The following is a 24,719-nucleotide window of genomic DNA, read 5'->3' as shown; positions in this document are numbered from 1 at the left end:
AGTTGAGAGTCTTTTTTTGCGTTTTCTTCTCCATGCTTTTTATTTCCTGCGGTTCTGGAAACAGGGCCCCCGACGCCGCAGATATCTCCCGCAAGGACACGCTTAACATAAATATCGGCACCGAACCTCCCACGCTTGACTGGTCTCTCGCTACCGATGTCACATCTTTTACAATCATAGAGAACATAATGGACGGCCTCGCGGCGTTTGATGAAAAATATGAGCCCGTACCCGCTCTCGCGCGAAGCTGGCGAGTAAGCGAGGACGGAAGGACTTATACTTTTAAAATAAGGGAAAAAGTCTTGTGGACGGATGGAAAGCCCCTTAAGGCCGGGGATTTCCTTTATTCATGGAAAAGGATTCTCAAGCCGGAAACCGCCGGAAGCTACGCCTACTTTCTTTTTGACATAAAAAACGCCAGGGAGTTTAACTCGGGGGAGATAAAGGATTTTGGCAAAGTCGGGGTAAAAGCCCCGGATGAACATACTCTTGTCGTTACTCTTGAAAAGCCGAGGGCCTATTTTCTGAACCTGGTGACTTTCATGTCCACTTTTCCGATGAGAAAGGATATTGTTGAGAAATACGGAACCAGGTGGACTGAAGCCGAAAACATAGCAACTCTGGGACCTTACAGATTGAAAGAATGGAAGCATCATAAGGAAGTTCTTATCAAGGAGTACGAAGGCTACTGGGGGGAGAAACCCAAAAGCGCTAAGAAGGTAAAGATGATAATGAACGAAAATCCCGTATCCACTCTGGCCCTTTATGAGAGCGGGGAGCTCGATTTTCTTGACAGCAAGGGAATTCCCCTGCTTGAGGTTCCAAGGGTTATGAAACTTCCGGATTTTAAGCAGAGCATAGTTTTCAGAAACAACTACATAGGATTCAACACCAAGAAAGCCCCATTTGACAATCCTCTGGTGAGAAAGGCTTTTGCGAGTTCGATAGACAGGGAAAGCCTCGCCGGACTTCTTCAGGGGGCTGGAGTACCCGTAACTTCATGGATACCGATCGACATGCTTGCCCACAATCCTCGGATCGGTATTTCGTTCGATGTGCAAAAGGCGCGGGAATTTCTTGAGATGGCCGGATATCCGAACGGAGAGAATTTTCCGCAGACTACCTTTCTCTACCCGGATACCGGAAACAATAGAATTGTCGCTGAGGCGTTCCAGGGCATGTGGAAGGAGCATCTGGGCATTGAAGTCAAGCTTATGAATCAAGAATGGGCCGTTTACCTGAGTACGCTCAGAACCGACCCTCCTCCCGTATTCAGAGCCGGATGGCAGGCGGATTTCCCGGATCCTCACAATTTCATGAACCTCTTTGAGTGCGGAAGCGGGAACAACCGTACAGGCTGGTGCGATCCGGAATACGACCGTCTGGTTGAAAAGGCCGCCGGGGTTCTGGATCGCAAGCAAAGAGCGGTTCTTTACAACGGTGCTCAGAGAATTCTCGTGGAAACGGGAGTTGCGATAGTTCCTTACCTGAACTCGGTTCAGCAGAATATGATCAAGCCGTATGTGGAGGGACTCGAGCCCGACCGCCTCAATTTTCTTTACTTCAGCAAAGTCAGGTTTGCAAGTCCTTCCGCCTCCGGCGAACGTTAAGGATCCACCAGGATTCTGCGCTCGAAGAGAATGTCTGAGCACGGATTATTTGCCGGCCTAACCGTACCTTCCACCGGCGGTGGTTAACTTTTTGGTATCTTTTGCTACAAATCTGGCCATCGCGAGTCCCGCGAGAAGCCAGGCGATCACACTGTCGGCGACGGTGACGATCAGGTACGGAGTTGGAAACCCGAACCAGTTCCAGTAAGCAAAATGGCCTACAAAGCCTATGGCCACTCCGACTAAAGTGACAAACCCCACTCGTCCCCAGTAACCAAGTCCTGCTGTCAGGGATAGAAGGCAGACAACGATCAGGACGCTTACAAGATCGCCGATGAACTGGGTGACAAGCTGTTTTATCATGCCGGGACCGTAGCCCTGAGGAAGGGCGTTTACAAACGCTGCTGTCTCTCCCGGCTTATGATCCTTATGCGAGAACGGCAGCCAGTAAATTCCGGCTTTCGGGGCATTTGCCCTTATGGCTTCGGCGACTTCGGATTCGTTTGTAAATTCATTGGCCACCATCTGGTGCCATGGAAGAACCATCCATGACACGGATCCCCAAGCTAGGAGAATTATAGCGCAAAGTATAACGGCGGTCGCTTTCTTCAAAAGCATTTTCCTTCCGGAGTTCTTATTCCGGTGGTTTTAGATGCCAAATGCCACTTTTATATTTAACAAAGGATTTGGAGGATTGTCAAGAAATAAAGTGATTTCAAGGCAATACGAGACGGTAAGTCCTAACAAAGATACAGAAACTGTTTGCAAAGAGATCCTGAGACCGCCGGAGACTTTATTTGAAATAAGGAATTATTTCCTTCGAGTAAGTCTCAAGCGCCAGATCAGGATCGGGGCTGAACCTGTAGAACAAGACGAAATTTCTTACCCCGGCGTCTATAAATTTCTCGATTTTTTCTATGCAGTCTTTTTTCGACCCCGTAATTGTGAAATCAAGTATGGCTTCTCTCGGGAAAAGCTGTCCGAGCTGCCTGAACCTCTGCCTTCCCTCTTCATCCGTCGGAACTATGTTGAAGTAGTTAAGACCGTGATATTCTTCGGGTATCTCGACATCGTATCCGGCCTTCAGCAGCTGGTCCTGCATAACCAGTACGTACTTGAAGGGTTCAAGCGTCTCGTAGGCGGCATCAACGCTTTCTCCAAGAGAGGTGAATACCCATAAAGCGGGATCGAAACCGTTGTCAAGCGACCTTCCCGCGTTATCCGCCGCGGCCTTTATTTCTCCCAGGTAATGGGAGTAGAGATCGGGATTTAGATCTATCGGCAGCCACCCGTCGCCTTTTTCTCCCGTCAACTGAAGTCCTTTTGGGGTGTGGGTAGCCATGTAAAACGGTATTTTGTTTCTCTCGTAGGGTTTTATCTGCAAAAACGCGCTCTCGAGATTGTAGAACTGCCCGTTAAAGTCCGCGGGTTCGTCGGTTTCCCAAAGAAGTTCCATGACTTCTATGGATTCTCTGAGCTTCGAAAGAGGTTTTCCCCACTCGATTCCAAACGCGTCAAGATTCATCGATTCGCCTACCCCGAGGGAGAGCACTACCCTACCCTTTGAAAGCTGGTCAACAGTTGCGAGCCTCTGGGCGAAAACGGCAGGATGCATTCTGTGGGGATCGGAAACCGTTCCCAAAGCTATGTTTTCCGTTCTCATCGCTGCCGCCGCAGCTACGGTCCACGCCTCGGGAGCGATGGCTCCCGGTGCCACGAAAAGCAGATGATCGGGGTACCATATGGTGTCGAATCCAAGCTGGTCGGCCTTTACCGAAAAATTTACGAGTCCGTCAACGTCAGCTCCTGGCATCGGAGCCGAAAGTCCGAATTTTATTTCTTTTCCCATTGTGTAGTACCTCGTGGATGGTTTTGGAAGTAGATAGCGATCACGGTTAAAATTATGGTTGATTTGCTGTCCAAAGGCAAATAATCCAGCCAATATACCGGAGGTACGAAATGAAATTCGGAGTAGGACTCTTCAGCATGCAGACCCACAAGGATCTTGACTACGACCATGTGGACCTTTACGGAAATTCCCTGGAGCACGTAAAACTCGCCGAAGCGGTGAATTTCGATTCCGTATGGCTCTCCGAGCACCATTTTCTTGAGGACGGTTACTGCTCTTCCCCTCTCACGATGGCCGCCGCAATAGCGGCTGTGACCGAAAGGGTGAGGATAGGTACCGGGGCCCTGATACTCACGCTTCATAATCCAGTGAGGATCGCCGAGGATGCCGCCACGGTCGATCTGATTTCGAACGGAAGGTTCGACCTAGGAGTTGCTATAGGATACAGAAAAGAGGAGTTTGAAGGATTCGGCCTTACGATAAAGCAAAGACCCTCGAGAATTGAAGAAGCCATAGAGATAATTGAAAAATGCTGGGAGGACGGGCCTTTCTCCTACGATGGCAAAAGGTTCAGTTTCTCGAACATAGATGTCACTCCCAAGCCTGTGCAGAGGCCCATACCCATATACATAGGAGCCTTCGAAGAACCTGCCGTAAGAAGGGCCGGGCGGCTTGGCTACCCGCTTCTTATCGGTCCCGGCAGGACGGTTCCAATGATCATGGATACCCTCGGGTGGTATGATGACGAAGCCAAAAAAGCCGGCCGCGATCCGTCCGAAGTGGAGCACGTACTGCTTCGGGAAACTTACGTGGGCGAAAGTACTGAACAAGCTCTTGCCGGTGGAACCGAATACATAATAAACATGTACAGGTTTTACCTGAGCCTCGGGGTTAAAATAGTGATAAGGGGAAAAAGCATAACGGATCCCGACGATCCTTTCTTTGAATACATGGCGGAAGACCGTTTCATGATCGGCACCCCTGAGCACTGCGCCCGGGAGGTAAAAAAATATGAGGAGAAAACGGGGATCCGCAACATAATGTGCAGGATGGTGTTTCCTCAAGCCCCCGCCGAAGTTATAACGCGCTCAATTGAGCTTTTCGGCAAAGAGGTAATTCCCGAATTCAAATCTTAAGGCGAATCAGGGAAGGGCAAATTCAGGGAGCTGCCTGCGGATGAGATGTCATCCGGTCTTTTGGCCGGATTGACTCAAGCAACCACCCGGGCCTGTCGAGACAGGCCCTTGATTCTCATCTGCTGAGACAGCTTCCCAAACTCGCTTCGCTACCGCACTACTGAAACTCCTGAAATCATGCTGAACCCCGGGGATGAAAAGCCGAAAACATTTTCGTAATCCTTATTGAACAGGTTGTTTACTCTTGAGAACAGCCTGATTTTGTCGACAAACCCCTTCAGGCTGATTTCGTAGGAAGCCGCCGCGTCAACGAGGAAAAAAGAATCGTTTTTAACTCTGGTGCTCGGAAACCCGCTCCAGTCCACGTCATCCCTGCTGCCTACGTAGCTTCCCGAAAGACTGAGGTTAATAGCGTTTTTTGAATATCCTGCGTTAAATGAGAGCGAATGTTCGGGTACCCGTATGAGCCTTTCCCCTTCGGAAAAGGCCGCAGACCCCAAGCCGCCGTCGTCAGTCACATCGGTTTTAACGTACGTGTAGGCTGTGCTCAGAGTTAAAGTGTCGCTCGGGTAGAAGCGGATTACGGCTTCTGCGCCCTCTGACTCCGCACGGCTTATGTTCTCGTAGTTAGTTCCATTCTCAAAAGGTGTGAAACTGTAGGCGATAATGTTTTTGAATTTGTTCTGGAAAAAGCTCAGGTCGAATTCGACCGCGTTGTCAAACAGCGGCTGATTAATGCCTATTTCCGCGGTCAGGGTCTCTTCGGGTTTTAGGTCCTGGTTAGGTATTGTTCCGAAAGCCGTACTGAAATTTTCAAAGAAGTTCGCTTCCTTGATTCCCCTGCTTACCCCTCCCCTTATCTCGGTTCCCGATTCTTTTACCTTCCACTTAACGAAGATGCTCGGACTCCACTCGCTCCCGAACGCTTCATTGTCGTCATACCTTATGCCCGCTGTTACGAAAAACGTTTTAAGCAGTGCGAGGTTTTTCTGAGCGTAGAAGGCGTAGTTTTTTCTTGATTCATCTAGGGAGTCGGTCTTGAAGCTTTCCTTTTCATACTCAAACCCAGTTGAGATTATGCTCGAGATCTGATCAAGGTCGACAAAGAGGCTGGACCCGTATTCAAGGGATATTCTTTTGTCGAGAGTGTCAAACTCTGACTCTGCCCCATCCAGTTCAACGGGCTCGGGACCATCGTAGCTTTCCCGGTCAAGCCTCATATAGCCGATCTTAAGTGAATTCTCCCACCATTGCGTCGGGGAAAAAACGATGTCCGAACCCGTGATAAATGATTTTTCTTTAGTCTGGCTGTCGGGGTCGGCGAAAGCGTCGAATCTGTCCCCCGCGCCTGCGGTCGGGAATTCAAACTTTGAGTCTCTGTATAAGGAGAAGAAGGAGAGATTTAAATTATCGCTTGCTTCCAAGTTCAGGTTTGCCGTGAAGTTATTGTTTTTGTAATCGTTGTTGATCTCTAAAATGCCCTCATCGACGATTCTCTGGTGAGAAAGAAAATATCCCAGTTTCTCCAAGCTGCCCGATACACTCGCGGAATGCTCGAGGATCATGGCGTCTTCGGCACGGAATCCTAGGGCCACTGATCCTGTCCTTTTGATTTTTCCGCTGCCGCGCTTCGTTATTATGTTTATAACGGAAGACGCCGCGTCTGAACCGTAAAGAGAAGAGTGTGCGCCTTTTATTATCTCTATTCTCTCTACACTCTCGGTAGTAAGAGAAGAGATGTCGAAACCTCCTCCGGCCTGGTTTATCTGAACGCCGTTTATCATCACGAGATTGTAATCCGACTGACCGCCCCTCACGAAAATCGAGGAGTTGCCTCCACGGCTTCCCGTGCCGACTACGTTGAATCCCGTTACTCTCGAGAGTATGGACGAGATGTCTTTTTCCCCGCTTCTCTCAATCTCCTCTCTGTTGATGACGGTAACGGAAGACCCTAGACGGTCGACGTCAATCCAGGTTTTTGTCCCCGTTACTATGATCTTTTTCGGTTCCTCTTGCTCGGAAAAACCCGCGTGCGGGAACAGGAACACAAGCAAAATAAAGGTAAAAAATGCCTTAAGGCCGTTCATTCTTAGCTCCTCCAGGTGCTGGTATATAGCTTTTCCTGGAAGAGTGGTTGCCTGAATGAACGTGTAAGGCAGGAAACAACAACCGCGCGACAGCGCGGAAAACGAAAAATGTGTTTCTATAGATCATGCGCCTAACTCCCGAGGCAAAGCTACTAGATTGACGCAGGCAGGTCTTCCGACTCAAAGGGCCATCTGTTGTCAAAACAGAACTGGTTTTCCAAATGCGGCCTTCCCGGCTTTTCTCAAAGCCAGTGACCCGAAGCGCAGGCGCGCTCCGCTAGGGCATGGAAAAAACCCTTATTACGGCTGCGGGAACAGTTCGGGATTCTCACCCGATTCCCTTAACCTGAATCTGAAGATAACTCTACGTGCTAGGGCCTCCGGTGTCAAAAGCCGGAGGGGGGACGGGTGGCGCAGTCAGGAATCGCCTGGGGCGGCGGAACCGAGCATGCTGTCAAGCTCTCCTGAGCGCTCAAGGGCCGCGAGCTGATCGTAACCTCCTATGAATTGCTCGTTTACGAAGATCATGGGCACGGTTCTCCAGTTCAGTCTCTCAACCATCTCTTTTCTTTTCTCCGCATCTTCGTCAAGCCTTACCTCTTCATAATCCACCTGTTTTCTCTCAAGAAGCTTTTTTGCCCTTCTGCAGTAAGTGCAGTAAGCGCTCGTGTATATCGTTACGGAACTCAATATTGCACCTCGGTTTGTTCTTTGGGTCCTAGAATGCTTGGTTTTTTGTAGATATTCAAGTACTTTAAGCGTTTGCGCGCCCTTGACAGGCGATGGAGTCTCTACGTTATGCGGGAAAAAGCCTTTTTTTTCATTGCGCTTTCGCTGGTTTTCCTTGTAAGCTCGTGCTCAGCCACGAAGTTTCTGATGAACTACGCCTCGGGCGATGACAGAAAACCCGGAAAGATAAAGGACTGGGTTTACACCGCGGAGCAAAACAGCTACCGTGTCGCGCCGCTTCCGCAAAGCTGGGAGAGAGTTCCTATAGAAGGTGGGGACATCGCTTTTTATGACTCTGCGGACGATATCATGTTCACTGTAAGTTCCGTTTGCACGGAGGACCGGGATTACGATCTTGAGACGTTGTCGGACTCCTTGGTGATTGGTCTGAGCAAAAAGCGGATGAGAGTGCGAAAGGATATCGAGGTCGGCGGCGCCGCGGGACTTTACACTGAGTATGAGGCGTTGCTTGACGATGAGAGCTTTGCTCTTGCGACGGTAGTGCACAAGTCCGAGAAATGCGATTATGACTTTAGCTATTCCGCGGACCCGTCCGGCTTTCAGGCGCATCTCGGAAAGTTCTTCGATTTTCTCTCCGGTTTTGAGGAGCTGTGGGCCAAATGAGCAGGTTTCTGTCCGAGGTGACCAACAGTTGCCTTAACTTCATTTTCGGGGTCGGGGAGGTCTGCTTTTTTTTCTGGAATTCGATCGTGGCCACTGTTACTCCTCCTTATGACTACGGTCTTCTGGTTGCCCAGATATACGATATAGGCTTTCGTTCAATTTCCATAGTAGTGGTTTCTGCTATGGCGATTGGAATGGTGATGGTGGTGCAGATGGCGTGGGGATTTGCCTGGTTCGGGGCGAAGGGGCTTGTGGGTCCCATGGTCACGCTTGCATTCGTTAGGGAACTCGGTCCCATAATAACCTCTCTTCTCGTGGGCGGCAGGGTTGGTTCCGGAATCACGGCTGAGATAAGTTCAATGAAGGTCACGGAGCAGATAGACGCCATAAAGACCCTTGGGGCCGATCCGATCAGAAAGCTCGTTTCGCCGAGACTTATGGCGTGCATCATCTCCTTCCCGCTGCTTGCCGTCATATCGAACCTCGCCGGCATAGGGGGAGCGATGATTATCTCGCAGATGGAACTTAACGTGAAACCCACTCTCTTTATCGAGAGCATAAGGGGCTGGGTTTCTCTTGAGGACCTTATGACCGGTATTTCCAAGACGCTGTTTTTCGGAATCATAGTGGCGATTACCGGCTGCTATGTGGGAATGAAGGCCGAGGGAGGAACGCGCGGAGTCGGGAACGCCACCACTAAAACGGTCGTGATCTCGCTTTTTCTGATAATACTTTTCGACTTCATTCTCTCGAAGATATTCGTTATCGCCATTTACGACTTCTAGGTTTTCCCCGGCCCGAGCAAAGTCCTTTGACTTTAAAGTTACATTCAGTAGAATTGTGACCCCTAATTTCTCCGAGAGAGGATATTATGAAGTCATACATGCCCAGAAACGGCGATTTTGAAAAGAAGTGGTACCTGATTGACGCGCAGGGAAAACCCGTCGGAAGGCTTGCGAGCAGGGTAGCCTCGATTCTCAGGGGGAAGGGCAAGCCAGAGTTCGCTCCCCATTCGGATATCGGGGATTTCGTCGTGATAGTCAATGCAGACAAAGCCAGTTTCACGGGCAGGAAATGGGAGCAAAAGACCTACTACAGCCATTCTCACTACCCTGGAGGACTTAAATCCGTGACTGCGGAAAAACTCGCCGAGAAGAAACCGGGCGAGATAATCCGCAAGGCCGTCTGGGGGATGCTTCCCAAAAACAGGTGGCAGAAGAAGCTTATACAGCGAGTGAAGGTCTACGTCGGAGACGAGCATCCGCACGCGGCCCAAAATCCCGAGGTTCTGGAGGTCTGATTCATTATGCCTGAAACCGTTATTTACAATGGCACTGGGAGAAGAAAAACCTCAATCGCCAGAGTCTGGCTTAAAAGGGGCAGCGGTTCCATTACTGTGAACAAAAAATCCGTGGAAGAGTATTTTCCCAGGGAAGTGTGGCAGATAAAGGCTCGCGAACCTCTAAGCGTCACCGACACTTCCATGGAGTATGACGTGATGGTAAGGGTGAAAGGAGGGGGACTCACCGGTCAGGCGGGAGCCGTGAGCCACGGACTTGCCAGAGCCCTTCTCAAGGCCAACGAATCACTTCGCAAGAAGCTAAAGGTTTCCGGACTGCTGAAACGCGATCCCAGAATGGTCGAAAGCAAAAAGTATGGGAAGCGCAAGGCGAGAAGAGGACAACAGTTCTCCAAAAGGTAATCCATACTTGACCGATCCAACCCAGAAGTTTCAGAGGAAATTTGACATCCGCCCCGCCAAGGGGAAGCTGGGCGTTCTTATCCCCGGAATGAGCGGTGCGGTAAGCACGACTTTCATAGCGGGCGTAAAGGCGGTGGTAAAGGGGGTTGGAAGACCCATCGGTTCCCTGACTCAGATGGGCAAAATCAGAATCGGCAAGAGAACCGAGAAGAATTTTCCCTTCATAAAAGATCTTGTTCCACTGGCGAGAATACAGGACATGGTGTTTGCCGGATGGGATATATACGACGAGGACTGCTACGCTTCCGCGCTTCGCGCAGGGGTTCTTAACCCAGAACTTCTCGGAAAGATAAGGCGGGATCTTCAGAAAGAGTCCCCGATGCGAGCCGTTTTCGATAACGACTATGTCCGCAATCTCAAAGGCACTTACGTAAAAAAGGGCAAGACCAAGATGCATCTTGCCGAGGCGCTGATCAGGGACATAAAGAAATTCCAGAGGGAAAATGACATCGAAAGACTTGTAATGCTCTGGTGCGGAAGTACCGAGGTATATCTCGAACCGTCCGAAGTTCACGAAACCGTGGAGAGTTTCGAGAAAGGACTCAGGGAAAATCACGAGGACATTTCCCCGAGCATGATCTATGCATATGCGGCCATAAAGTGCGGGGCCGCCTACGGGAACGGGGCGCCGAATCTGTCCGTGGACATCCCTGCTCTCCAGCAACTTGCGATCGAAAACGAGGTTCCGATAGCCGGCAAAGATTTCAAAACCGGTCAGACCCTCATGAAGACCATCTTGGCGCCGGGGCTTAAAAGCAGGATGCTCGGGCTCAACGGATGGTTTTCAACCAATATACTGGGCAACCGGGACGGAGAGGTGCTCGATGACCCGGGTTCTTTTAAAACGAAGGAAGAAAGCAAATTGGGCGCGCTTGAGTACATATTCCAGCCCGAAATGAATCCAGAGCTTTACTCGGATTACTACCACAAGGTGAGAATAAACTACTATCCGCCGCGCGGGGATGAGAAAGAGGCGTGGGACAACATAGATGTTTTTGGATGGCTCGATTACCCTATGCAGATCAAGGTCAATTTTCTCTGTCGTGACAGCATACTGGCTGCCCCCGTGGTCTTGGATCTGGTGCTTTTTCTGGATCTTGCTCACCGAGCCGGCATCTACGGAGTCCAGGAGTGGCTTTCCTTTTATTTCAAAAGCCCCATGGTTGATAAAAGGCTCTACCCGGAGCATGATCTTTTCGTACAGTTCACGAAGCTGCAGAACACGCTCCGCTATCTGCGGGGCGAGGAACTGATAAGCCACTTGGGGATTGATTACTACGGGTTCGGCTGAACGGACCGCGGACTTACTGCTTGAGAAAGCTTTCCAGATCTTTTCTCACGCCGGAACTTGCGAGTTTTCCTAGGGCGGCTTTTTCTATCTGCCTTATTCTTTCCCTGGTCAGATTGAACCTCTTGCCGATCTCATCGAGCGTGTAGGTGCTCTGGCGTCCTATGCCAAAGCGGAGCCTGATGATCTCCTCTTCCCTTGAGTTCAGAAGGGTGAGTGCTTCCTGGAGCTTTTCTGCAAGAGACATTTTCGCTATGATGGTATCGGGAATTTTAGCTTCCTTGTCAGCAACCGAATCAAGAAGCGTGGTTTTCTCCCCATCCAAAACCGGCGTGTCAAGGCTTATGGCGTCATTTGTGGAATTGAGAATCCTGTTTATTACCTCGGCCGAGATACCTGAAGCCTCGGATATTTCCTTCGGTGTCGGCTTCCTTCCCATTTCCTTGCTCAGCTTCGCGCTTGTTTTGTAAACCCTGTTTGCCTGCTCCAATAGGTAAACGGGAACCTTTATGGTTCTCGTCTGTCCCTGAAGAGCCCTCAGTATGGCCTGATGTATCCACCAGGAGGCGTAGGTGGAAAACTTGTAGCCCTTGGTATAGTCGAATCTTTCAACCGCGCGCATAAGGCCGAGGTTTCCTTCCTGGATAAGGTCCGGGAGGGGAAGCCCCCTGCTCATATACCGTCTCGAGATCGTTATCACGAGCCTAAGGTTTGCCTTTACGAATTTCTGCTTGAGCTTAAGCGCCCAGTCGACGTAAATTCTCTCCATCGCGCGCAGGATTGCTATTCTGCGCGCTATCGCGCGCGCCCTAGCTGAGTTTTTCCTCGTGCGGATTTTCTCGAATTTTTCGATGCTCTTAGGCACCTTGGCCATCCTGAGTTCGCACATCTTGATTCTTGCGGATATCTCGACTTCCTGCTTTGCGGCGAAAAGAGGCTCAACGGCCATGTCCTTGAAGTAGACATAGAGAAGGCGGAGCTGTTCATCCGGGATCCACTTGTCCTTGTCCTTTTCCTTTCCCCTAGGTTTCAGTTCCTCTTCTTCTTGGGAGTCAAAATCCTTTTCGACTTCCTCTTCCTCGATGTCGTCATCAACATCGTAGGATTCGAAACTGGCGTCGTGCCCGGCGTCATCCTGAAAATCCTTGTATTTTATGTCCATACTAATTTTTCACCAATTTACTGATTGAAAACAGAATACGGAGGCAACAAAAAAACCTTCAAAACCCAAGCGGGCAATGAAAATCGGCACCTTCCGTTCCTACTGCCATTATAAGGTTTTTCGTGCTAAAATGTAAGCGTTTTTTTCCGAAAGTGTTTTTGCGGGGAATTATTTAGCCCCGGCGAAGTTCTCGGAAACCTGTTCCCAGTTCACCACATTCCACCACGCCTTCACGTAGTCGGGCCTTCTGTTCTGGTAGTTCAGATAATATGCATGCTCCCAGACGTCAAGACCCAGAATCGGCTTCAGCCCATCGGAAACCGGGTTGTCCTGGTTCGCGGTGGATGTTACCACCAGTCCTCCGTTCCCATCCACGCAAAGCCATGCCCAGCCGCTTCCGAATCTTGTGGCGGCGGCCTTTGAGAACATCTCGACAAAAGCGTCAAAGCTTCCAAATGTGGAATCTATGGCGTCGGCAAGCTCTCCCGATGGCGTTCCTCCAGAACCGGGAGCCATACACGGCCAGAAAAGGCTGTGATTAGCATGTCCTCCGCCGTTGTTTCTTACTGCGGTTCTTATGTCTTCGGGAACCGAGTCAAGATCACTGAGCAGTTCCTCAAGCGATTTTTCCGCAAGCTCCGGATGTTTCTCCAGTGCGGCGTTTAAGTTGTTTACATACCCCTGATGGTGCTTTGAATGATGTATTCTCATCGTTTCCGCGTCTATATGCGGTTCCAAAGCATCGTGATCATAAGGAAGATCAGGTAATTCGTGTGCCATTTCCCTCTCCTGTTAATCTCTCGAAATAAAAAGCTAAATCTGGCATTGTATCAGCAACTGCGGGCAGTTACAAGTAAATTATACCAGAAAATTTCTTCCGTTTTTACATATAGTTACGATAAAGTAAATTTAAACCCGAGGTCGCCATGTCGGAAAATATAATTGAAATGACGGACGTGTATAAGTCCTTTGACGGGAAACCGGTTCACAGGGGGATAAATCTTTTTGTAAGAAGGGGGGAAATTGTTACGGTTCTGGGGGAAAGCGGGGTCGGGAAAAGCGTTTTGCTCAAGGAAATAAACGGTCTGGTTAAGCCCGACAGCGGGAAGGTTGCGGTTCTTGGGGAAGACACGTCGCAGATGGATGAAAAACAGCTTGTGAGAATAAGAAAGGAAACGGGCATGCTGTTTCAGGGCTCGGCCCTTTTTGACTCGCTTACGGTTGAGGAGAATATCGCTTATCCTCTGGTTGAAAATTCCGACCTCTCTCCAGAGGAGATAAAAAAAGCGGTTGCTAGGAACCTCGAGTTGGTCGACCTTCCCGGAATCGAGGACAAGTATCCAGGAGAGCTCAGCGGAGGAATGAAGAAAAGGGTGGCTCTTGCAAGAGCAATCGCAACGCGTCCGAAGATTCTTCTCTACGACGAGCCCACTACCGGCCTTGACCCTCCCAATACGAAAAGGATCGCTAGGCTGATAAAAAACATGAGAGACCGGCTCAGCATAACAGGGGTTGTCATCACGCACGACATAGGTACCGCCTACGAGGTTTCAGACAGGGTGGCTTTTCTCTACGAGGGGGAGATTATTTTCTCGGGAACGGTGCCTGAGGCCCGCGAGAGCAACATTTCCACTTTCAGGAATTTCCTCGATAGCAAGATGTAGCGATATTGTAACCAGGTTCGATTAAAGTAACTGCGATTGGTTCTCCATTTGGCTTTCAAATTCCCAAATTAAAGCAGCATCTTCAGTTCTTCAGTCTTTCCGGCCCCGATTCTTCCGCCGCGCTCAGAGCTTCGAAGTCCAGAACTTTCCGCCAGAGCGGCTTTTTCCCCAAATCGCGGAGAACAGAACCACGGTTAGCAAAAACAGGTTGAACCCCGCAATCTTCATATTGCCTTGGTCCCCGGAGGCAATTGCACATCCTCCGTCATCTTTTGCCGGTCCGGGGTATCTGTGAAGCTGATCGCGGGCAAATGCTGATAAGTTATCAGGGATGGGATGACACATCCCGCTCTCGGGAACGTAACGTTTTCTATCCTCGGGATAAATACCGGAAACAATAACAAAATTCGCTCTTATCGCGCCGCCGAAGTTTGTTGGTAAAACATAGCTCACCTTGAGCGACGTACCAGGGGATAAGCCCGGTATGGGGTTTCCATCTTCATCAAGCACTACGTCATCGTCTTTAACAGGGTTAGACCAGTAGTATTCGACAAAACGGTCGTCCTCGTCCTGTTCTCCTGATTTCTGAACAACGAGCTGATCGACATCGACGCAGCCGTCATAGGCAATAAGCGTTGAATCCTTAAGTGCCGGATTGAGCCCGTTAAATACACTGTATCGTTTGCCCGCCGCATGTCTGAACATAACGAAATATATGGATTCCGATCTCCAGGGCTCCTGCCTCCAGCAGGGCCTGAGTTGAACTAGTCTTGTGGTTATCAATCCTCCTTGCCTAGTAGGGCTACCCTCTAACTCGGCGTATTGCGGACTTTCGGTAACTTGTTTAATTTGCTCAGTAATGTGCTCGTCTACCGTTTTCACATAATTTACGAGAGTCTCCCTGTCGGCAGCCATATCAAGCATTCCAGCGCTTACGCGTGTAAAGCTTTCTCCATTGGAGTCTGTTCCGGGCTCCCTAAAGTATTGGGGGCCGAAATCAGGACACACAACCTTGTGATCGCCTTCTTCACCCAGTTCATGGTGGAAGCCGGCGACTGATATAAGAGTATTTCTGACACCAAATTGGTTCGTAATGGTAGTTTCAACGGCGCAGATATGGTTGCCATGATTCTCGCTTGGGTCTTCAACGCAGACCGCTTCTCCGCCTGCTCCTTCTAGCTTGATCATGAGCTCTTCAAAAATTTTGATGTTCCTCAACGACTTATCTGTAGCGCCGGGGTGTTGCGCATGAAAGCTTATGACTTCACCTGCTTTTGTCCTCCCGCCGAATTCTCCTGAATTAACGGCGATAATGTATGTATTTCCGCTCTTCCATGTTCCATCATCAGTTCTCATGACATTGCGGAATTCAGCGTGATCATCGTAGTTTCTGAGTTGCTCCCGGTGTTCTTTTACGTGCAGTACGAAATCTCTCATAGCTTCCATAGTACCCGTCTCACGCGCCTGTTGGGCAGTTGTTGTATACATCTCATGCGCAGAAGCGGGATGCGTATCGGCAAAAACAACAGCAAGAACAAACATGAAGCAGGAAAACAGCAGAGGATTTTTCATTTTTTGAGATCTCCTTTTTAGTAATACTCCGTGCTTTCATTGAACAAAAAAACCTGATTTTTGTCAAGGAAAATCTGCATCAACTCTTGAGTTCTAAGAGCAGAAGAGATGGAAATTCTTCGTAAAAAATCGTTTAAATCATAGATCTTTTTAGAAGAAGTTCCAGTTAACCGTGAATACTGGAAAGAATTAACGAGAAGATCATAGATTCTTTCATGACGGATCCCGAAAAAGAGGGAGAATTCTTATTGGGAAGGAGTTTTTCTAAGGATTATAGCTTCGGCGAATACGGGCTTAGGCACGCTGAGGCCATGGCCGCTATACCCTCTTTTCTTCCCGTAAAACCCAGCCCTTCGGTTGAAGTTCCCTTTACGTTTACGGCGTCGCTTGAAATTCCCAGGGCATCGGCGATTTTCACCTCCATAGCGGATGAGTGAGGAGAAATTCTTGGCTCCTCGCACACCACCGTGCAGTCAATATTTTCTATGCGGTAGCCCTTGTCTGCCATCATCCGGGCGACCTGGGAGAGAATTTCGAGGCTTGATACGTCTTTGTATTTCGGATCGTTCGGCGGAAAATGTTTTCCCAGGTCTCCCTCTCCGATAGCTCCCAAAATAGCGTCGGCAACGGCATGGGAGAGCACATCGGCGTCTGAGTGACCGACAAGTCCCGGGCAACCTTGGATCTCAACTCCGCCAAGTACCAGTTTTCTTTCCTCGGAGAAAGCGTGTGCGTCAAACCCCGTCCCTATCCTATACATGGCTCCATATTCCTCTACTTACGATAAGCTCCGCGAATGCAAGGTCTGCGGCGGTAGTGACTTTCATGTTGAGTTCGCTTCCCATTACTATACTTACTCTTATTCCTTTCGCTTCCGCAAGTGCCGATTCGTCAGTTACGGCTATATCCTCGGTACCGATAGATGAATAGATTTCTTCGAGTATTCCCCGGCGAAAGGCCTGCGGAGTCTGGGCTCTCCAAAGTTTTTCTCTCGAAACCGTTTCCGAGATGAACGAGCCTTGCTCTTCTGCCCGTTTCAAAGTGTCTGTAACGGGAACGGCGCATATTGAAGCACCTGTGCGCATGCACTGCTCTATTACTCTTCTTATAGTATCGTTATCGACAAAAGGCCTTGCGGCGTCGTGAATGATTACAATTTCGCTGTCCGGGGACGTGGCGCGAAAACCGTTTCTTACAGATATGTGTCTTTTTGAACCGCCACCAACGACCGAAGTGATTTTTTTAAGCCCGAGGTCCTCAAATAGCTTCCTGGAATTCTGGATCTCGTCTTCAGGCACCACCACCACTATGTTTGTTATGAGTTCGCTTGACTCAAGGGTCCAGAGACAATAGCTGAGAAGAGGTCTTCCGCCGAGTGTGGCGAACTGTTTTTTCTCACTCAGGGAGAATCTTTTCGAGAGACCTGCGGCCGGCACTACGGCTGAGACTTTGGGCGCGCTCACGGGGATTAGCCCTCTTTTTTCAGTTTCGCGAAAACTATTCTTCCAGTAGGCGTCTGCACCATGCTCCTCACTGAAACCTCCACGTCTTTTCCTATCTGCCTCGAAGCGTTGTCTGTTACCACCATGGTTCCGTCATCAAGGTAGCCGACTGCCTGATGCTGTTCCTTCCCTGGCTTTACGAGGCTTATTCTTATCGTCTGTCCCTGTTCCACGACGGGCCTGAGGGCGTGGTTGAGGTTGTTTATGTTGAGCACGGTGACCTTTTCCAGGTCGGCAATCTTTTTCAGGTTGTAGTCGTTGGTGACGAGTATTCCGTTCAGTCTTTTTGAAAGCTCGATGAGTTTTATGTCGGCGTCTTTTATGTGTTCGAAATCATGGTCGGTGATGCTGACGCTTATTAAGGGAATTTCCTTCTGCATCCTGGTTATGATGTCAAGCCCTCTTCTGCCTCGCGTTTTTCTCGCGGGATCCGGGGAGTCCGCTATGTACTGAAGTTCCTGTATGATGAATTTGGGTATTATGAGCTCTCCTTGGAGAAATCCTGTTTCCGCGATATCGGCGATGCGCCCGTCTATTATCACGCTCGTGTCGAGTATTTTAGGAGCAAGCGCCTCGGGCTTCCTGAAAAACGAGTCGGAAGCCGCTCCGGCAAGGGATGTTTTGTCATAGCCTATTACTGCGCCTAGGCAGACTAGAAGAAGGAATATCCCCGCTTTTACATGGGGCAGAAGATGGGTGGCTATCGGAAAACTGTTAAGGATCGTAAGCACTGCAAGGTATATAAAAACGCCCGTAAGCGCACCTGCCGAGATTCCGATCGCACAGCGAGGGGATATCTTCCTGAAAAGGACCCGGAAGCCTGAGAGCACAACAAAGGCGAATATCCCGCAACCCAGTGCCGTAAGCAGCGAACTGGAAAACGAAAGGTAATCAGGGCCGAGTGCAAGCGCCACGAGCGCAAACGCTATGGAAAGTGTGATCGAGAGTCTCATTAATAATCCGGCCCTTCCGAGGGAGCAATTATAGGATATATGACGGCTTCGGTTTTAACAAGTTTTCCGGTATTGATGCGCGCGGCTTTTCCACGATTTTTTCTGGTCAGTTATAATTACGGTTCGCCGGGCGAGACGACCCGGTTCTCTGGTTTTCCACACAGCCGGTTTTCGCGTGGATGGAACATGATGAAATTCTGCACTCTTGCCAGCGGCAGTTCTGGCAACTCGCTTTATCTTGAGTCGAAATACTCGAAAATACTGATTGACGCGGGGATTAGTTTCCGAAGGATCTCGCGGAGTCTCGGGAGCATGGGCGTAGCTGTATCCGATCTTGATGCGGTGGTGCTTTCGCACGAGCACGAAGACCACTCGAGAGCCGTCGGGAAAATGTCCGAGGTGCCCGTTTACGTATCGGGTGAAACCGTGGGTTTCTGGGAGAGAAAGAGAAACGGGTACAGCAACGGAAACGGCGCTATAGAGAAACTGAGGGAATTTGATTCCGAGGAGCCGTTTTGTATAAACGACCTTACCATAACTCCCTTCTCGGTGGCCCACGACGCGATTGATCCGGTCGGCTTCGCCGTAACCGACGGCCGGGTCAAGATAGGCGTAGTAACCGACATAGGAAAGTCCACGGCGCTTGTCGTGGAGAGTCTTAAGGGCTGCGATGCGCTGGTTCTCGAGTCGAATCATGACAGGGAAATGCTTTTCTCGGGTCCCTACCCTCCCTACCTGCAGCAGAGAATAAGCGGGGGACACGGACATCTGTCAAACGATCAGTCGGCTTCACTTCTGGGCGATGTTCTGCACGACAGGTTAAAATACGTTCTGCTCGCGCACCTAAGCACGAAGAACAACACGCCCGAGAAGGCACTTGGATGTTCGCTTGGTGTGTTGCGCCGAAAGGGAGCTGACGGCCGCGTCGCCGTGGCCATCGCTCCACGAAACACGGTCGGGGAGGTTATAACGGTTTGATCTCAAGATATTCAAGAGAGGAAATGTCGCAGATATGGTCGGATGAGAACCGCTACCGTATCTGGCTCGAGGTGGAACTCGCCGTGTGCGAAGCTTGGGCGCATTACGGGGAAATCCCCGCCTACGCCCTCTCTAATATAAAGGAAAAAGCCGACTTCGATGTAAAAAGAATTGCGGAGCTTGAGACAACCCTTAAGCACGACGTTCTGGCTTTTCTCACCTGCGTTTCCGAGTATGTGGGGGACGATTCAAGATTCGTCCATCTCGGGATGACTTCTTCTGATGTTCTTGACACCGCTTTTTCAATGCAGCTTCGCGAGGCGGGAGGACTTATAGTCGGGGGACTTGAGAAGCTGCTTGGGGTTCTTCGCAAAAAGGCGTTTGACTACAAGGACACTGCCATGATCGGGCGTTCCCACGGCATACACGCCGAACCCAGAACACTGGGTCTCGTCTTTGCGCTCTGGTATGACGAGATGAGAAGGAATCTTGAAAGGATGAACGTCGCACGGGAGGCCGTGAGCGTGGGGATGATGTCGGGCGCCGTCGGCACCTACGCCAATATCACTCCCGAGGTTGAGCATTACGCGTGCGAACTGCTTGGGCTCCGTCCCGCGGGAATATCGACGCAGGTTATACAGAGAGACATTTACGCCCAGTATTTTCTCTGCCTTTCTCTCATAGCGGCGTCGGTGGAGAAAATTGCTACCGAGATAAGGCATTATCAGAGAACCGAGATAGGGGAGATGGAGGAACCCTTCACCGAAGGACAGAAGGGGTCTTCCGCCATGCCCCATAAGAGAAATCCAGTGCTATCGGAGAACCTCTGCGGGCTCTCAAGGATAGTAAGGTCTCACTCAATCGCGGCTCTTGAAAACATAGCGCTCTGGCACGAAAGGGACATAAGCCATTCTTCCGTTGAGAGAATTATAGGTCCTGACGGAACCATACTGGTTGATTTCATGCTTGAGAGGCTTTGCGGTCTCATTGAAGGTCTGCGGGTCTATCCCGAGAGGCTTGAGGGCAACATCTGGATTACTAGAGGACTGGTTTTTTCCCAGAAAGTTCTGCTTGAACTTGTAAAAAAGGGCGTTTCAAGGGAAGATGCCTACTCGCTTGTGCAGCGAAACGCCATGCTGTGCTGGGAGGAAAAAAAGGACTTCCGGGAGATGCTGAAAAGCGACGGGGAAGTGACGGATGTTCTCTCGGAAAAAGAGATCGATTCGTGTTTTGAACTCAAGGAAGACCTTAAGAACGTGGACCGTATCTTCGCCACGGTATTCGGCGAGTCATAACTGACAAGGAGCTTTCATTCTTATGGAAAAAATACTTGCTTCGAAAATGAGAAAATCAATTCTGGCGACAGCCGCATCGGTTATTTTAGCCGTGTTTTTTCTTTTCCCCGGGAGCCTCTTCGCGCTCGACAACGTTGATGTCGGGAAACTTGAGCACCACTTCAAGAACCGCTACGGGGTTTATCTGCCCGGTGGTTTCACAGTAAAGGTAGTCAAAGTGAAGGATTCTGATATAAAGGGATTCAGGGAAGGCGGATATCAGGTCGGGTTTCCCGATGGCCGAAGCAGGACGTACCCGTTTTTCGTAAGCCGCGACAGCAGGTTTTTGATAATGGGCAGTGCTCCCACTGTAAAGGTGGATGAGATGGAGGAAACTGGCGTGGAAGGAATGAGGAGAGGGCTTCTTGCCACTGAAGGCGGGCAGGTTCCGATTCTGATTTCCGGCGATGGCAAAACAATAATGGTCGGCGATCTTGAAAATCTCGATGCGGATCCCGCCGCCGAGACCGCCCGGAAAATCTCTCTTGAGAATGTTCCTTCAAAAGGAGATCCCAAGGCCCAGGTAACGGTGGTTGAGTACTCGGATTTTCAGTGCGGCTACTGTGCGAGAGCCGCGAACCAGATGGCCGATTTTCTTAAGGATTACAAAGGCAAAGTCAAGTTCTTTTACAAGCAGTTTCCGCTTTCCTTTCACAAGTGGGCCGAAGAAGCCTCGATTGCTTCTCTTTGCGTCTATGACCAGTCGAACGAGAAATTCTGGAAGTTCCACGACGCCATTTTCGAAAAGCAGGGCGAGATAAAGGTGGCCAACGCTAAAAAGACCCTTGAGGGGCTGGCACGCGGGCTCGGGGTCGACATGAAAAAATACAATGAGTGCGTAAAATCCGAGCAGGCCAAACGCAGGGTTGCTTCGGATATGAAGGAAGGCAAATCGATCGGGGTAAGCGGCACGCCGACATTCGTTGTTGATGGTTTCGTGATCTCGGGAGGGGCCAACATAAAGGCGATCAGAAATGCCGTGGATTACCGTCTCTCCCTGAACTCCGAGCGCTCCGGGAGATAGCCTCCGCAAGATCCTGACCATGAAATGTCCTGAGTGCGGTTACACAAGCTTCGATTATCTTGAGGAATGCAAGAAATGTGGAGCCGTCCTGTCACCAGTGCCTATTTTTAAGTATCTCTACGAAGACGAGCTGAGTACGGAGGTGGTTATTGGCGGGGACAGAGAACTCGCACCCAGCGGCGTTCTTACCTGGTCCGAGACTGTTGAAGCCCTGAGCGAGCTTGGCGCCCCGGATGAGCTTCGGGACGAGGGTTTGGCGGCGGATGAGACAGAGGAGATGGAGGATTTTCTCAGGTTTGAAAGGGACCTGGGAGAGGAAATCGCGGAGGTAGAGGCGGAAGCAAAGGAAGAAGAAATAGAAAAGGAGAGTCCCCCGCCGCTGCCCCACGGAATGGTGCCTGCGACTTTCGGAGAGAGATTTTTCGCGTTCTCCGTTGATCTTCTGTTTACTCTCTGCGTGGCTGCTGTTGCGCTTCTCTCGGGAGCGCACCTGATCGGAGAGACTTTTTTCCCGGGTTTCAGCGAGTTTGTTTCCATATGGGGATGGGTATGTCTTTGCGCTTATATCTTGGCGACCACTTATTTTATTTTTCTTCCCTTCTTGTGCGGAACGACTCTCGGAAATGCGGTTGCGGGTATTCGGGTCGTGATGCAGGACGGTTCACTTGCCGGGTTTCAGGCAAACTTACTCAGGTGGATAGGCTGGGTTTTTTCCGTGGCCACGGTTTTTTTGGGTTTTGCACTGGCGGTACCTGATCCTCAACGCAAGACTCTCAGTGACAGGCTCTGCGGAACTTTCGTCGTAAGGGTCTCATAGCGTACGATGTTTATGGAGCAGCTTGAAAAAAGTATAGAAGGCAAGAGTGAGGAGATTTCCCGCTGGATAGGGTCTCATTGCGAAAAGGTTATGGTGCCGCTTTACAGTTCCGTCGACCTGCGTTTCTCCGAGCACAAAATCGCCCCTATAGATACCAACGTTTTTCCCGCGGGCTTTAACAATCTTTCCGAAGGGTTCAGGAAAAATGCTGGAAAGCTTTTCAGAGAATATCTTTTTTCCAGGTATCCAAGTGCCCAAAAAATTCTCTTGGTTCCCGAGTTGAATACTAAGAACACCCACTACTGGGAAAACGTCTTGGTAATAAAATCTGTTCTGGAGGACGAGGACTACGAGGTAGAGGTCGGAATCGCGAATGAGGAGTTTCGAAGAGAAAGCGTCTCGTTCAGTTCGGCAAGCGGGAAGGTAATCGAGGCGAAACGGGTTTTTCAGGAGGGAGGCTTGGCAAAAATAGACGGCTTCGTTCCTGATATTGTAATGATAAACAACGATTTTTCGGAAAGATGTCCGAAGACGCTTCATAATTTGCGCCAGCCCGTCTTGCCGCCCGTTGAAATAGGATGGCATGCGAGAAAAAAAGACGTACATTTTGAGTTTTATAATCGTCTCTGCAGCGAACTTGCCGAAATACTGGAGGTTGATCCCTGGGTGATGTCGGTTGAAACTGTCTTGGAAAGCGGGGTGGATTTCGATTTTCCCGAGGACAGGGAGCGGGTTTCTGCAAGGGCCGGCGAAGTTCTTTCAATAGTCAAAGACGAGTATTCGAAAAGAGGCATAGATCACGAGCCTTCACTTTTCGTCAAAAGCAATTCGGGGACCTACGGCATGGCTGTTGCGAGTGTCATCGATCCGCAAAGCATAGTGCGGATGAACTCGCGCGACAGGAAGAGAATGCGGGTTTCAAAAGGAGGAGTACCTGTTCGGGACGTTGTCATACAGGAGGGTGTGCCGACATCGCTTCGCGTCGGGGACGGTCTTGTCGGCGAGCCCGTTGTTTACCTCGTTCAGTCCCAAGTGGCGGGGATGTTCTACAGGGTTAATCCTCTTCGGAGTGAACTTGAGAACCTTAATTCAAAAGGGATGGAGTTTCTGCCGTGTGAGACCTCTTCGCCAAACGGGATTCCGTCAACGTTTGATCTTGTTTCCAAGGTTGCGACCATAGCAGCGGGTTACGAGATAGAAAAGGTGCTGAGAGACGTGGATTGCTGAAATGTGCGGAAAAAAACAGTTTCCGACCAGCGGACTCTCTCTTTTTTTTCTCATCATGGGTCCTGTTCTCGGGGCCGTCCTTTTTTTCACGCTAAAATCCCTTGGGTGGGAGAGTGACGCGTGCTGGACTGCCGCGGTTTCCGCCGTATGTGCGGTGTGGTGGATTTTTGAACCCGTGCCGATTCCTGTGACTTCCCTGTTGCCATTTGCACTGTTTCCGATTCTGGGTGTTCTTTCTCCGAGGGAAATCAGTGAATCCTATGGGGCTCCTCTTATATTGCTCCTTCTCGGCGGATTCATACTGTCAACGGCGATGGCGGGCAGCGGAGCCCACAGGCGCATAGCGCTCACCATGGTCAGTTTTTTCGGAGGGTCAAGCAACAGGCGGCTGGTATTCGGTTTTATGGCAGCCTCGGCGGTGTTAAGCATGTGGATTTCAAACACCGCCACCACTCTTATGATGCTCCCCGTGGCCATAGCCGTGCTGGAAAAAGCCAAAGACAAAACGCTAGCGGTGCCACTGTTGCTCGGCATAGCACACGCGGCGAGTGTCGGAGGGATAGGAACGCCCATAGGAACTCCCCCCAACCTAGTGTTCAGCGAGATTTATTTCCAGAACACCGGGGCGGAAATCCCGTTTCTCACTTGGATGAGCTGGGGAATTCCGGTTGTCGTGATTTTCGTTCCCATAATCGGGTTCTACCTAACTCGGCATCTTAGCGGTTCGGGCAGCTTCACCATGCCGGAAGTGGGGAAGTGGAGTGCTCACGAGATGCGCGTGCTGATTGTCTTCCTACTCACTGCAGTTGCCTGGATGACGCGCAGCGAGCCGTTTGGCGGTTGGAAAACTTGGTTTGGAGTTCCTGGAGCGACCGATGCCAGTGTGGCGCTTGCAGCCGTTATAGTGATGTTTCTCGTCCCAAACGGCAAGGGAGGCAGGTTGCTTGACTGGGATACGGCAAGCGACATTCCTTGGGGAATGCTCATTTTGTTCGGTGGCGGTATCGCGATTGCAAAGGCTTTTATCTCGTCCGGGTTAAGCATTGCGCTCGGCGAAGCTCTTTCCGGTCTTGGCGTTTTGCACATCGTTTTGATACTGGCCATTATCTGCCTTACGATTACTTTTCTCACGGAACTCACGAGCAATACCGCAACCACAACTCTGATGATGCCGATTCTGGCTGCTACCGCGATGGCGATGGACATTGAACCGGCCCTGCTTATGGTCCCCGCGGCGATGAGCGCAAGCTGCGCGTTCATGCTTCCGGTTGCGACTGCGCCGAACGTTGTGGTATTCAGCACAGGAGCCTTCCCGGCTAGGGTGATGGCGAGGAAGGGGGTAGTGCTTAATTTTATCGGCGCGTTTATTATTACGGCTGTGTGTGCGGTTTTGCTTTAAGC

The 24,719-nt window shown here is 50.3% G+C and carries 24 protein-coding genes and 1 riboswitch; of the genes, 14 read left to right on the top strand and 10 right to left on the bottom strand.

Annotated elements, in window-relative coordinates; genetic code table 11:
• Positions 1-2 precede the first annotated feature (2 nt).
• Positions 3-1,610 carry a peptide ABC transporter substrate-binding protein gene (locus F4X55_07000; protein MYC40734.1) on the top strand — a complete coding sequence of 536 codons (1,608 nt, stop codon included), beginning with the start codon at positions 3-5 and terminating at the stop codon, positions 1,608-1,610.
• 57 nt (positions 1,611-1,667) lie between these two features.
• Here F4X55_07000 and F4X55_06995 read toward each other — a convergent pair whose 3' ends face one another.
• Together F4X55_06995 and F4X55_06990 are read right to left on the bottom strand one after the other, a co-directional pair.
• Positions 1,668-2,228, bottom strand: coding sequence for a hypothetical protein (locus tag F4X55_06995; protein ID MYC40733.1), 561 nt, complete (start codon positions 2,226-2,228; stop codon positions 1,668-1,670).
• Between the two features lie 175 nt (positions 2,229-2,403).
• On the bottom strand, positions 2,404-3,459 hold the full coding sequence (locus F4X55_06990; protein ID MYC40732.1) for an LLM class flavin-dependent oxidoreductase: 1,056 nt from the start codon (positions 3,457-3,459) through the stop codon (positions 2,404-2,406).
• A 110-nt stretch (positions 3,460-3,569) separates the two neighbouring features.
• Between F4X55_06990 and F4X55_06985 the strand changes: the two genes are divergently transcribed.
• Positions 3,570-4,595 (top strand): LLM class flavin-dependent oxidoreductase, encoded by a 1,026-nt coding sequence (locus F4X55_06985; GenBank protein ID MYC40731.1) that lies wholly within the window; start codon positions 3,570-3,572, stop codon positions 4,593-4,595.
• A gap of 149 nt (positions 4,596-4,744) precedes the next feature.
• On the opposite strand, the gene F4X55_06980 is transcribed toward F4X55_06985, so the two are convergent.
• Positions 4,745-6,682 (bottom strand): TonB-dependent receptor, encoded by a 1,938-nt coding sequence (locus F4X55_06980; protein MYC40730.1) that lies wholly within the window; start codon positions 6,680-6,682, stop codon positions 4,745-4,747.
• Positions 6,683-6,829: 147 nt separating this feature from the next.
• Positions 6,830-7,079: riboswitch (cobalamin riboswitch) on the bottom strand.
• A 20-nt stretch (positions 7,080-7,099) separates the two neighbouring features.
• The gene (grxC, locus tag F4X55_06975) at positions 7,100-7,372 is read right to left on the bottom strand and encodes a glutaredoxin 3 (protein MYC40729.1); all 273 of its coding nucleotides are present in this window, start codon (positions 7,370-7,372) and stop codon (positions 7,100-7,102) included.
• A gap of 108 nt (positions 7,373-7,480) precedes the next feature.
• Here grxC and F4X55_06970 point away from each other — a divergent pair, with 108 nt between their 5' ends.
• From F4X55_06970 to F4X55_06950, 5 genes are all read left to right on the top strand, one after another.
• Positions 7,481-8,035, top strand: a complete 555-nt coding sequence (locus F4X55_06970) for a hypothetical protein (protein MYC40728.1) — start codon at positions 7,481-7,483, stop codon at positions 8,033-8,035.
• Entirely contained in the window at positions 8,032-8,820 is a 789-nt protein-coding gene (locus F4X55_06965; GenBank protein ID MYC40727.1) for an ABC transporter permease, read from the top strand. The genes F4X55_06970 and F4X55_06965 overlap by 4 nt, the downstream gene beginning before the upstream one ends.
• A gap of 83 nt (positions 8,821-8,903) precedes the next feature.
• On the top strand, positions 8,904-9,335 hold the full coding sequence (gene rplM, locus F4X55_06960; protein ID MYC40726.1) for a 50S ribosomal protein L13: 432 nt from the start codon (positions 8,904-8,906) through the stop codon (positions 9,333-9,335).
• A gap of 6 nt (positions 9,336-9,341) precedes the next feature.
• Entirely contained in the window at positions 9,342-9,737 is a 396-nt protein-coding gene (rpsI, locus tag F4X55_06955; protein MYC40725.1) for a 30S ribosomal protein S9, read from the top strand.
• Positions 9,691-11,088, top strand: coding sequence for an inositol-3-phosphate synthase (locus F4X55_06950; protein ID MYC40724.1), 1,398 nt, complete (start codon positions 9,691-9,693; stop codon positions 11,086-11,088). Before rpsI ends, F4X55_06950 begins: the two co-directional genes overlap by 47 nt.
• 13 nt (positions 11,089-11,101) lie before the next feature.
• Here the strand turns inward: F4X55_06950 and F4X55_06945 are convergent, their stop codons facing one another.
• Positions 11,102-12,247 carry a sigma-70 family RNA polymerase sigma factor gene (locus F4X55_06945; protein MYC40723.1) on the bottom strand — a complete coding sequence of 382 codons (1,146 nt, stop codon included), beginning with the start codon at positions 12,245-12,247 and terminating at the stop codon, positions 11,102-11,104.
• Positions 12,248-12,415: 168 nt separating this feature from the next.
• A complete protein-coding gene (locus F4X55_06940) occupies positions 12,416-13,027 on the bottom strand; it encodes a superoxide dismutase (GenBank protein MYC40722.1) in 612 nt (203 codons plus the stop codon).
• Between the two features lie 146 nt (positions 13,028-13,173).
• Here F4X55_06940 and F4X55_06935 point away from each other — a divergent pair, with 146 nt between their 5' ends.
• The gene (locus tag F4X55_06935; GenBank protein ID MYC40721.1) at positions 13,174-13,911 is read left to right on the top strand and encodes an ABC transporter ATP-binding protein; all 738 of its coding nucleotides are present in this window, start codon (positions 13,174-13,176) and stop codon (positions 13,909-13,911) included.
• A 123-nt stretch (positions 13,912-14,034) separates the two neighbouring features.
• Here the strand turns inward: F4X55_06935 and F4X55_06930 are convergent, their stop codons facing one another.
• The 4 genes from F4X55_06930 to F4X55_06915 all read right to left on the bottom strand — a co-directional run bounded on the left by F4X55_06930 (position 14,035) and on the right by F4X55_06915 (position 17,938).
• The gene (locus F4X55_06930; protein MYC40720.1) at positions 14,035-15,483 is read right to left on the bottom strand and encodes a hypothetical protein; all 1,449 of its coding nucleotides are present in this window, start codon (positions 15,481-15,483) and stop codon (positions 14,035-14,037) included.
• Positions 15,484-15,754: 271 nt separating this feature from the next.
• Positions 15,755-16,243: a 2-C-methyl-D-erythritol 2,4-cyclodiphosphate synthase gene (locus F4X55_06925; GenBank protein ID MYC40719.1), complete on the bottom strand. Its 489-nt coding sequence runs from the start codon at positions 16,241-16,243 to the stop codon at positions 15,755-15,757.
• Positions 16,236-16,952, bottom strand: coding sequence for a 2-C-methyl-D-erythritol 4-phosphate cytidylyltransferase (ispD, locus tag F4X55_06920; GenBank protein ID MYC40718.1), 717 nt, complete (start codon positions 16,950-16,952; stop codon positions 16,236-16,238). The genes F4X55_06925 and ispD overlap by 8 nt, the downstream gene beginning before the upstream one ends.
• Positions 16,952-17,938, bottom strand: coding sequence for a TRAM domain-containing protein (locus F4X55_06915; protein MYC40717.1), 987 nt, complete (start codon positions 17,936-17,938; stop codon positions 16,952-16,954). Before F4X55_06915 ends, ispD begins: the two co-directional genes overlap by 1 nt.
• A gap of 39 nt (positions 17,939-17,977) precedes the next feature.
• Between F4X55_06915 and F4X55_06910 the strand changes: the two genes are divergently transcribed.
• Genes F4X55_06910 through F4X55_06885 form a run of 6 tightly spaced genes read left to right on the top strand, consistent with a single transcriptional unit; the run spans position 17,978 to position 24,717 of the window.
• Positions 17,978-18,916: an MBL fold metallo-hydrolase gene (locus F4X55_06910; GenBank protein MYC40716.1), complete on the top strand. Its 939-nt coding sequence runs from the start codon at positions 17,978-17,980 to the stop codon at positions 18,914-18,916.
• A complete protein-coding gene (locus F4X55_06905; protein ID MYC40715.1) occupies positions 18,913-20,211 on the top strand; it encodes an adenylosuccinate lyase in 1,299 nt (432 codons plus the stop codon). Before F4X55_06910 ends, F4X55_06905 begins: the two co-directional genes overlap by 4 nt.
• 22 nt (positions 20,212-20,233) lie before the next feature.
• Entirely contained in the window at positions 20,234-21,274 is a 1,041-nt protein-coding gene (locus tag F4X55_06900) for a DsbA family protein (GenBank protein MYC40714.1), read from the top strand.
• Between the two features lie 19 nt (positions 21,275-21,293).
• Positions 21,294-22,091, top strand: a complete 798-nt coding sequence (locus F4X55_06895; protein ID MYC40713.1) for an RDD family protein — start codon at positions 21,294-21,296, stop codon at positions 22,089-22,091.
• Between the two features lie 6 nt (positions 22,092-22,097).
• On the top strand, positions 22,098-23,318 hold the full coding sequence (gene gshA, locus F4X55_06890; GenBank protein MYC40712.1) for a glutamate--cysteine ligase: 1,221 nt from the start codon (positions 22,098-22,100) through the stop codon (positions 23,316-23,318).
• A 1-nt stretch (position 23,319) separates the two neighbouring features.
• On the top strand, positions 23,320-24,717 hold the full coding sequence (locus F4X55_06885) for an SLC13/DASS family transporter (GenBank protein ID MYC40711.1): 1,398 nt from the start codon (positions 23,320-23,322) through the stop codon (positions 24,715-24,717).
• Positions 24,718-24,719 lie beyond the last annotated feature (2 nt).

This window comes from Candidatus Dadabacteria bacterium (assembly GCA_009840385.1).
GTDB lineage: Bacteria > Desulfobacterota_D > UBA1144 > Nemesobacterales > Nemesobacteraceae > Nemesobacter > Nemesobacter australis.
The sequence above is the reverse complement of the archived record's forward strand: the minus strand, read 5'-3'. Positions and strand labels throughout refer to the sequence as shown.